This window comes from Faecalibacterium intestinale, assembly GCF_040096575.1.
Taxonomy (GTDB): domain Bacteria; phylum Bacillota; class Clostridia; order Oscillospirales; family Ruminococcaceae; genus Faecalibacterium; species Faecalibacterium intestinale.
The window spans coordinates 1-10,071 of sequence record NZ_JBBMEN010000038.1; the positions used below are offsets into that span (position 1 = coordinate 1).

Annotated in this window: 6 protein-coding genes and 1 pseudogene; all 7 read right to left on the minus strand. The window is 52.0% G+C overall.

Features of this window, described 5'->3' with window-relative positions; translation table 11 throughout:
• The coding region (locus WMO20_RS13800; protein WP_494337721.1) for a helicase-like domain-containing protein at positions 1-5,780 on the minus strand (5,780 nt) is incomplete at its 3' end.
• Positions 5,781-5,991: 211 nt separating this feature from the next.
• Positions 5,992-7,518: pseudogene (locus WMO20_RS13815) on the minus strand (hypothetical protein).
• Positions 7,519-7,572: 54 nt separating this feature from the next.
• On the minus strand, positions 7,573-8,025 hold the full coding sequence (locus tag WMO20_RS13820; RefSeq protein ID WP_005945543.1) for a VOC family protein: 453 nt from the start codon (positions 8,023-8,025) through the stop codon (positions 7,573-7,575).
• A gap of 103 nt (positions 8,026-8,128) precedes the next feature.
• Positions 8,129-8,332, minus strand: coding sequence for a transposon-transfer assisting family protein (locus WMO20_RS13825; RefSeq protein ID WP_117533916.1), 204 nt, complete (start codon positions 8,330-8,332; stop codon positions 8,129-8,131).
• Positions 8,322-8,837, minus strand: a complete 516-nt coding sequence (locus WMO20_RS13830; protein ID WP_349187243.1) for a YodL domain-containing protein — start codon at positions 8,835-8,837, stop codon at positions 8,322-8,324. Before WMO20_RS13830 ends, WMO20_RS13825 begins: the two co-directional genes overlap by 11 nt.
• Before the next feature lie 8 nt (positions 8,838-8,845).
• Positions 8,846-9,733 (minus strand): LPD16 domain-containing protein, encoded by an 888-nt coding sequence (locus WMO20_RS13835; RefSeq protein ID WP_349187245.1) that lies wholly within the window; start codon positions 9,731-9,733, stop codon positions 8,846-8,848.
• Positions 9,733-10,032, minus strand: a complete 300-nt coding sequence (locus tag WMO20_RS13840) for a hypothetical protein (protein ID WP_349187247.1) — start codon at positions 10,030-10,032, stop codon at positions 9,733-9,735. The genes WMO20_RS13835 and WMO20_RS13840 overlap by 1 nt, the downstream gene beginning before the upstream one ends.
• Positions 10,033-10,071: the final 39 nt, after the last annotated feature.

Here is a 10,071-nt window from a genome sequence, read left to right on the forward strand (position 1 = left end):
CCGGAGTGGATATCTGCGGCACGTTTGCTCAGTTCCTGCACCATTTCCTTTTGAATTTCGGACGGCTTTGCCACCACCGTTTCAAACTTCGCTTCGGGAACCGGCAAATGAAGCTGGTCAGAGGTTTTAATGTCCGCAACCTCCTTGAACATGGACATCAGTTCCGGGAGGTTGAAGAACTTGGCAAATCTCGTTCTCGCCCGATAGCCTGTACCTTCGGGGGCAAGCTCGATGGCGGTGGTGGTCTCACCAAAGGTGGATGCCCAGCAGTCGAAGTGGGTCAGCTTTTTCTGCTGCAAGGTGCTGTACTGGAGGTAGCGCATGACCGTGTACAACTCGGTCATGGAATTGCTCACGGGCGTTCCCGTGGCGAACACCACGCCGCGCCCGCCGGTGATCTCATCCAAATAGCGGCACTTGCCGAACATATCGGAAGATTTCTGCGCCTCGCTGGTGGATAATCCTGCGACATTCCGCATTTTTGTGGTCAAAAAGAGGTTCTTGTAGAAATGTGACTCGTCCACAAAGAGCCTGTCAACGCCCAGTTGCTCAAAGGTAATCACATCGTCTTTGCGCTCATCGGAGCGCAATTTTTCCAGCTTAGTTTCCAGCGTTTTCCGGGTCTTTTCCATCTGTTTGATGCTGAAATTCTCGCCTGCATGGGCTTTCAGTTCGTTGATGGCGGCTAGGGTCTCGTCGATTTGCTCTTGAATAATGCGCTCCTGCCGTTCAAAGGACAGCGGAATGCGCTCAAACTGCGAATGCCCGATGATGACGGCATCGTAGTCGCCGGTGGCGATGCGGGCGCAGAATTTTTTGCGGTTGGCGGTCTCAAAGTCCTTGCGCCGTGCCACCAAAAGTTTGGCGTTGGGGTAGAGGTTCAGGAACTCCGAAGCCCATTGCTCCGTCAGATGGTTTGGCACTACGAAAAGGCTTTTCTGGCACAAACCAAGGCGTTTTGCTTCCATAGCGGATGCCGCCATTTCGTAGGTCTTGCCTGCACCAACTTCGTGTGCAAGCAACGTATTACCGCCATAAAGTACATGGGCAATGGCATTGCGCTGGTGTTCCCGGAGGGTGATCTCCGGGTTCATGCCCACGAATTTGATGTGGCTTCCATCGTATTCACGGGGACGAGTAGAGTTGAACAGCTCGTTGTACTGCTTCACCAGCGCAATGCGCCGCTGGGGGTCCTGCCAGACCCAGTTGGCGAAAGCATCCTTGATGACCTGTTGCTTTTGCTGCGCCAGCATGGTCTCTCGCTTGTTCAGCACACGTTTTGGCTTGCCCTCGGCATCCTCGATGGTGTCGTAGATGCGGACATCTTTCAGGTTCAGAGTTTCTTCCAGAATCTTGTAGGCGTTGGCTCTGCTGGTGCCGTAGGTCTCGGAGGAGATAATATCGCCCCGCCCGGTGGCAGTTTTGCCCTCCACACGCCATTCTGCAGTATAGGGAGAATATCTCACCTTGACTGCATGGCGCAGATAGTAGGGGATCTGGAACGTCTCGGTCATAAACTTCTGGATAATGTCCGGGTCCAGCCAAGTAGCACCCAGCCGTACATCAATTTCAGATGCTTCCAGTTCTCTGGGCTGCGCCTTGGTCAGTGCATCCACATTGACGGCAAATTCCGGGTTGGTCTCTGCCGCAAACTGCGCCATCCGCAGCTTTGCCCGAACATCGCCAGACAGGTACTCGTCTGCCATCTGCCAGCCCGCTTCGGGGTCGGTAGGGTCGGCGGCAGGATCTTTGAAGATCACGCCGGATAGTTCGCTGGTGATTCGCTCATAGTCGCCGGGAGTGCCGAGCAGCTCTGCCATATAGGGCAAATCCACCCGGCCACGCTCTCCGATGGAAATTGCAAGCGCTTCCGTGGGAGTGTCCACGCTGGTGACAGTACGTTCCGGGCGAATGGTGCGTTTGGTGAACATCGCCGCCTTGCTTTTGAGCTGCCCCTGATCGTCCAGATTTTCCAGAGAACACAGCAGATAGTAAGAAGAATCCTGCTCAAATAATCTGCCGTTTTTGCGGTCATTCAGCAAGCCGTATTTTGCAGAAAAGGCATCGTAGGCGGCATTCAGCTTTTCCTGCGTAGCCTGAATGTCGGCATCCGGGTAGTCGTTTAGCTGCTGGTCAATCAACTCATTGACGATTTGCCGCAGCTCCACCATCCCGGTCACACGGCTTTTGGCGGTGTCGGAAAGCTCCACCTGTGTCATAACAGAATTTTCGCGGTAATACACTTCACCGTCAACCACGGTGTAGGAGAAGTTCTTCACATCCGGGTCAGCAGGGAGAATGTGTCGCTCATTTTCTGCATCCGCAATATCTGGTGTTTCGACCTCAACTTCCGTGTACAGTCCCTCAATATGCTGGATAGCTTCGGCAAGCTGGTCTGCCAGCACTGCACCCTCAATGGGGCGCACGGTGCATTCCTCACGGCCATACTGGGTGCTTTCGGTGGTCAGTTCGCCCAGCACCATCTCCGGGTGGTCTACAAAATAGCTGTTGATGGTAAAGCCATCTTCCGTTTTGCCGAGCTGTATCCAGTCCGGCTCATGGTCGATGGGGCGGTCACGTTTTTGCAGGAAGATAATGTCGCTGACGACCTCTGTTCCTGCATTTGCCTTGAACGCAGTATTCGGTAGCCGGATAGCACCCAGCAGATCAGCACGTTCGGCAATGTGCTTTCGGGCAGAAGAATCCTTGCTGTCCAGCGTGTAGCGGCTGGTGACGAAGGCCACGATGCCGCCCGGTCGCACTTGGTCGATGGCCTTGGCGAAGAAATAGTTGTGGATACTGAAACCGAATTTGTTGTACGCCTTGTCGTTTACCCGGTACTGGCCAAAAGGAACATTACCCACGGCAAGGTCATAGAAATCGCGGCGGTCGGTGGTTTCAAATCCGGCAACTTTAATGCTGGCTTCCGGGTAGAGCTTTTGCGCAATGCGGCCTGTGATGCTGTCCAGTTCTACACCGTACAGGCGGCTGTCCTGCATGGTGTCCGGCAGCATTCCAAAGAAGTTGCCCACGCCCATGCTCGGCTCCAAAATATTGCCGCTGCGGAATCCCATACGCTCCACGGTATCATAAATAGAGTGAATCACCACTGGAGAAGTATAGTGTGCGTTCAGGGTGCTGGCACGGGCGGCAACATATTCTTCCTCGGAGAGCAGCCCTTTCAGTTCGGTATACTCCTTTGCCCAGCTATCTTTTTTATCATCAAAAGCGTCTGGCAGACCGCCCCAGCCGACATACTGCGAAAGAATCTGCTGTTCCTCGGCGGTGGCTCCACGGTTTTCCTGCTCCAACTGGAACAAAGTGCGGATAGCTGCAATGTTCCGGGCGTATTTCTGTTTTGCACCGCCCTCGCCCAGATGGTCGTCCGTGATGTGGAAGTTCCCGGCAGGCTCCGGCGCAGGTTCGGCATTCAGGGCTTCATCCAAGGCAGCGGCATCCGGGAAGGTCTTCCATTCGCCGTTGACCTCCCCAGAGATAGGCAGCTTGTCCAGTGATTCATCAGACGTAGGCTCATCCCGTCGCAGACTGTCCTCGAACTGCTGTTTGTTCAGCACCTCGTTGCTCCACGAATAGCCCTGCGCACTGGTGTCGATGCGCACATCCGTTTCGCCTACATAGCCGATTTTGCCTTCGATGGTTCGGGTAGGAAGGTCAACGATAACATCGTCCCCGACCTTATAATCAACGGCCTTTTCGGGAGCAGCGTCAAGGGCCTCGTCCTGCTGTTCGTACAATTCCCGGACAACAGATAGCGGTTCTTCCCGAAAAATTGGCATCCGCAGGTCGGCCAGTGCCATATCCTGCAAGGAAACCTTGCCCTTATCAAAATCCACTCCGTCAATCCGAAATTTCCGGCCATCCATATTGATGATGGAGCCGATGGGCAGATAGTCCTCTTTGTGCAGATGTTTAGTCTGGTGATGAGTCCCATCTTCGTTCAATCCGGCAAGGTAAACATCGTTGCCCGCAGACCACAATTCTTTTGACTTTCTTGCCCATAAGCTAGGTGGAAAGCCTGTGACCTGAACTTCGCCCAGTGCTGTTTCTCTCGTAAACAAAGCACTGTTGAGAACTTTTGCGACCTTGGCAGCATCTTCTCCATAGAACATAAAATTGCCGCCAGCTTCAAATCCAACCAGAGTATCCGGGTGCTGCGCCTTTAATGCAGTGTATTCGGCTGCACTGGCGGCGTTCAGTTCAAGGGGAAAGTCGCTGGCTCTTCTTTCTTTGTCCGACAGGTAGCGGTCAGACTGAATCATCAGGTCGATATACTTTTCAACCCGATCCCAGCGGAGGAGCGTTTTCCGATGGTCGGGATAATGCTCAAACGTCAGCCCCTTGCTGTCATGGTCAAGCCAACCACTGCTTCCGTCCAGATAAGTGTGCGAGGAACCACCGGGGCCGTATGGTGCGTATTCTTTGGCGAGAGCTTTTGCCCGGAGCTTTCGGTCAGGTTGCATCTGATAAATTTGCCATATCCGAAGTTTGCTATCTTCAAAATTGGAACCTCTCCGCAGCGCATTTTCAATCTCGGCCTGAGACAAAACAAAAGCGGAGGGCGATTTTTCGCTCTCCGCTTGGTCGATGGATTCAATTTGTTCGGCTTCGGTGGGAATAGCCACATCGAAGAAACTTAGCTGTAAATCAGCTCGTTCATCACCAGTTCCTCGGCCTGTGCTTTCAGGCTGTTCATGTGCTGCACCCACTCCATCTGATGCCGCTCTTTGTTCGGAGCCGGGTTCTGCTTCAGCAGTTCCTGCATGGTCTGCTGCATCCGGCTCTCTGCCGTCTGTTCCACTTCCAACAGGTGCGGATGCAGAGTCCCCGACAGGAGCATCGAATTGTACAGCACCGGGCGATGCTTCATCAGGTAAGTCCGGCGCAGTCTGCCGTATTTGCCCAGTGCTTTCTCCTGCTGGGGCAGGGTCAGGTTCGGGAGCTGGTAGTCCCCGACGGTCGAGTAGGTCACGTTCCTGCTGTTCATATTCATACTGGCTCCTTTCTACATTGCGGCGGCGGATTGTCGTTTTTACGGTTCGTTCGATGTTGCGCAGCACATCCCGGCTGCATTCGCTGACTGCGGTGCCCAGCGCATACACGGCGGCAGGCGTGGAAAAAGAGAAGATGGCCTGAAAATCGTCACGGTCAAAATGACCGTCCGGCTCAAGGCCGCAGCGTTCCAGAACCGTATACAGGATGCTGATTGCGGCGGCAGATTTGAACTGGAACTCCTGTCCGGCTTCATCATAATCTATCAGGAACGAACCGTCAACGATGTCGAGAATGTCGCCGCTGTTGTTGTCCCAATAGGAATCCACCAGCTTGCCCGTCAGGTCAGAAATCTGCTGGCTGAGCCTTTCATGGTAAACGCCGTACTCTCTGGCAATCATTTCCGACACAGGCTGCATCAGATCGGGGCCGAGCTGCCACACCTCCGGGTCACGGGAATTGCGGCGCACCCCGGTGTCGCTCACATCAAAGACATAGTGCAGACGCGGCACACTGCTGGACTGGTCTAACAGTGCGATGCCCTTGGAGCCGCGCCGGACATAGCGGTTCATGCGATTGTTCCAGATGTCGAAGCTGGCGCAGGCAGTGGCATCAGGCCGCTGGGCGTAGATCATGAGCTGGTCTGCAAAGGGGTACTTGTACAGCCGGGATGCAGTGGTCAAATAGTCCGTCCAGCTTTCCCAGTACCGGGTCAGACCATTCGCCGTGCGCTGGGCAAGGGCGAGATATTCTTCGGTTTTGCTTGGCATAGCGTTCCTCCCTTCAATCTCGTTGTAAACAAAAAAGCGAGCGGCCTTTTCAGGTCACTCGCTTATGGAATCTATGGTAGTTTATAGCATGAATGGAAGCATTCTATCAAGCCCACTTTTTGCGGGTTATGAAAAAATTTCGGAACAATGCCCTATGACATTATCCCAGTTGACAACCATCGACAAACTGAAAGTCGTCATCGTATTCCTGTTATATAAGGTTGATCGTCGTTTCATCAAAATTCTTAATACTGAACATTGTGCACCACTCTACATCATCCCGAACCGGCTCAAAGTGCAGTGCTGAGCAAGCAGCATAAAGCCTGCCTTGTGATTTTTCTCCAGTCATAATCACTGTTGGTCCGTCAGCTCCACCGATAATGCCTACGCAAGCATTATTTTAGGTTTCCGGCGTGAAGGAGTCTCCCTCCACAGCAATTTCCATAGGCTTATCTCCATCGCAGCAATCACAAATCGAGATATCTTCCTCCGATTCAGGGAAAAGCGTATAACGTATGACGGTAAAATGTGTCGGATAAACCCAGCGGTCAGAACCGAAACACTTTTGAGGAATTGTTTGTTGCTCTATTTCCTGCACGGTCAATGTATAGTTTGTTCCGCTGACCGGATGGAGGAAAGAAAACGAATCACCGGGAGCGTGTGTCTGGAAATGTGGTCCCGGCACACGGCATGGCCGTTGCTCCATCGTAAGGGAGAGGGATTTTATTTCGGGACGGCGTTTGCTTGTCCACGGAAATGCCGCCCGAAAAATCATCCACCCATAGGATGTATCCAAATCATAGTGTTCCAATGCCCACTTTGCTTCCGCTTCATTGATCATCCCGTCTGGCAAACATGGATTAAAGACCACCGAGCAACCGTGGGAGGTCAGCATTGTTTTCCCGTTCAATTCCAAACGAGGAATAAAGTCAAGACAAAGTGGATTTTCTAAATCTATTTGCAGTTGCTGCTCCTGCGTGAAGTATTCACAAGAGTCGTTTTCGGGGTGTAAATCCCATTTAGTCATGAACTTGCGAATGTCTTCCTCCGGGGTACGCATACAAAAGTCCACAACGAACCCCTTGCTGCACGAATACGCCGCAGGAATGATCCAATGATGCCCGGCCCATTCAAATTGCTGATTCAAGGGGACTTCTGTTCCGGCACGTTCTTTTCCCGAATGTCCCCAGAAGTTTCCCTCAAAGTAGACTTTCCACTCCGGGATAGCTGGTTTTGCGTTCTGGTCCACAACATCGTAATATTCTTTGGTGTACTTGATTTTGCTGTAATCAAAAGATGCCTGAAGCTCTTTGATATATGCCCATGGCCGCTCCATTGGCATCAGCTTTAATTTCGTAGCGACAAGCGCAAGGGTTTCCTGCTGCTCCTGCGTGGGAGGGTTGTCCTGTAAGAAGGTTTCAAATTGTGCCTTATCCCACATCCATGCCTGCTCCAATGCTGCCACATCGCCGCAGGCAAGCAGTAGCCGCAGAAAATCAGCGAAATTTTTTGCCAACGGATGAACATAGTTTGGAAATGTGTTCGCCGGGCTGACAGCAAAAACCATACCGCCAAAGCCACGAACAAAACAGAAGTGGATTCCATCCACACCGGTCCAACCAAATACAGACGCACCCTTTGGTGTGCAAAAATACGGTTCGTTATCTGTACGGCGTTCTACGCCTAAGGATGAAAGATCAATGTCAGTCTGTAATAATTTCTGAAATGTTTTATCCATCGGCTGATCCTCTTAAACAGGAAGTTGGCAATTTCCTATACCTATGATTTCTTATCAAAGAGTTTGCATCATTTCAAGGATAATGCCATCCGGGTCTCTGAAATAAAAAGCTCGGCTCTCCCCAAATCCATTTGCTCTAAAGTCGAAATACTGCGGTTCAGATAAGCACTCAACATGGTTTTCGATAAGGGTTTTATAGACAGAATCAATGTCATCCGTATAGAAACATACTTCCGAGATGGATGTCGTAAACAAATCTGATTGTTCTTTATGGATCTCGCTATCTACGAACTGAATCAGCTCGACCGGTGGCGTTTCAATAGCCTTAGAACCGTTCAAATAAGCGACCCTTGCTTTGCAATTCGACTTGCGAAACATTTTATCGGTTTCTTTGCCTTCCATAAAAATCTCTCCTTGAAACGCAAGTCCAAGGATGTCTCTGTAGAAAGCAACCGAGCGATCCAAGTCAGAAACGGTCAATCCAACATGATAAATTCTTCCAATCATATTTTTATAGCCTCCTGAGAAAATTCCGAGTTGTCGAGTTCAGTATACCACACCAAATGGCATTGTAAAAGAGAATATGTATGCCGCCCGCAGGCGGCAAAAGTCAGTCGAGCGGAAATTCCAACTCGGCAAACTCGGCATCGGTCAGCAGTTTCAGCTTCTCGATAACACCTTCCGACAACTCCCGCAGGGCGGTCTCATCGGGCATCAGGTAGCACTGCATGAGCCGCAGTTCATGGATAAGCCCCAGCCGGGTGCCGGTGTTGTAGAGCATCATCAGCATCAGTTCTTCATGGTCAAAGTTCATGTCCATCCCTCGCTTTCCGGCAGACGGTAGGATTGCACTCCGGGGCATCGCACTTCTCCTTGAGCATTTGCAGAACAGAAGAGTGCTCCGGCTTTGTATCCAGAAACCCCTGTAAATCTTTGAAGCCGATGCTGTCCACATAATGCACAGACACCTCGCCATTGCGTTTGAGTGCGATCACATCGCTAACCGACAGACTGTGTCCCTCAAAATCTTGCGGACGGGAGAGGTTGAACATCTGAAATAGTTCTTCCAAAATCTCGTTGTTCGGCACATCCTGCCACATGGCGGGCAAATCAGCATAGTAGGTGACCTCATAATGCTCCGGGTCTGGCGTTTTGCCACGACGATGCAGTTCCCGCATGGAAGCAAATCTTTCATCGAGGATTTTTTCGTCATGTCGCAACTGCATCACCATATAAACATCGCACCCTGCGTTCAGAAACTTCTGCGGGATGTCTGTCATGGGTTCACCGTCAAAATTCTGGTTCCATTTTTGCTGCATCGTCCACCTCACAGTTCCGGTGCAGAACGTGCAGAGGATTTTGGCGCAGACGTATCACTTGCCAGTTCTGCCAGCTTTTCCAGTGTGGAAGGGCGATGGTCTGCACTCAGTTCCTCGGCTTCCGCAACTTTATCCATGACTGCATCGTAGTCCTGCAGTAGCCGCCGGCCCTTTTCCATGTGGTGTGCTTCCAGAATCTGCTCACGGGCTTCCTGAATGGTCAGTTCCGGGGCATCCAGCTGCCCACCGTCCATCACAGAATAATCGCTGTGGTAGAGGGTGTAATCCCATCCATCCTCACAGGACTGGATTGCAAGGTAGCCTTTGCCGCCCAGTTCCCACGCCGCCTGCTCGTCCTGTGTCTGAATCTCCGGGTAGAAGTCGGCATGGTTCCGCTCCATGACCTCGGCAAACTGGCAGATGTGGAACACATTGCCCAAACCGCCCACGTCAAAGTGGTAATCATCCAGATGCTCCACCCGTGCCGTAAAACTGCGCCCATCCGGGTAATCCACCTGAATCACGCCGCCATCTGGAATGCGATAGAGGTCATCATAGTGGCTGTTGATGAGACGAATATCCTTCGGCAGCGTTTCCGGCTCCCAGATGCGCCGTCTGCCGATACCAGCTTGCGGGATGTTTTCGAGGATCTTTACGCTTTCCTGTTGGATGACCTTGCGGTCATCGTCCGAAAGTTCAAACAGATACCAGTTCCGGGCGGCAGAAATGGCGTTCCTGCCATCGGGCGGCAGGTTCTTTTCCGAGATCTGCCCGCTTTCCAGCGGCTCACCAGTTACCTTGTTGTAGGTGGCAAAGCCGACGCCTGCACCGTTTTCCCGGAGGTGGAGATAGCGTTCATCGTTGATAAGGTAGACCGCTTCTTTTTTCTGCTCCATCAGCACCCACCTTCAAATTCCAGAGAAAACTTGCTGCGGCCATCGGCTTCACAGGACAGCAGCACGGTGGCATTGTAGGTCTTGCCCTTGGCACTCTTGCAGTCCTTCAAGCGGACACGACCATCCCGCAGCAGCTTGTCCGCCACATGAGCGTCCAGCCGCTTGCCCAGACGCTTGAAGAACGCATTGTCCTTCCACAGGACAAAACGGCACTCCCGGTTCTCGCAGAACCAGCCTTTTTCACGCTCCACGACAGGCTTACCACAGTTCGGGCAGACACCAATAATCTTGCTTTTCATAAGTGCATTCGCTCCTTTTTTCATTTCCGTGTTCTTTAC

Bases quoted from the DNA above. Each gene is read 5' to 3' on its own strand.
- WMO20_RS13840 (WP_349187247.1), bottom strand. From the start codon at position 10,032: ATGAAAAGCAAGATTATTGGTGTCTGCCCGAACTGTGGTAAGCCTGTC.
- WMO20_RS13835 (WP_349187245.1), bottom strand. From the start codon at position 9,733: ATGGAGCAGAAAAAAGAAGCGGTCTACCTTATCAACGATGAACGCTAT.
- WMO20_RS13830 (WP_349187243.1), bottom strand. From the start codon at position 8,837: ATGCAGCAAAAATGGAACCAGAATTTTGACGGTGAACCCATGACAGAC.
- WMO20_RS13825 (WP_117533916.1), bottom strand. From the start codon at position 8,332: ATGAACTTTGACCATGAAGAACTGATGCTGATGATGCTCTACAACACC.
- WMO20_RS13820 (WP_005945543.1), bottom strand. From the start codon at position 8,025: ATGATTGGAAGAATTTATCATGTTGGATTGACCGTTTCTGACTTGGAT.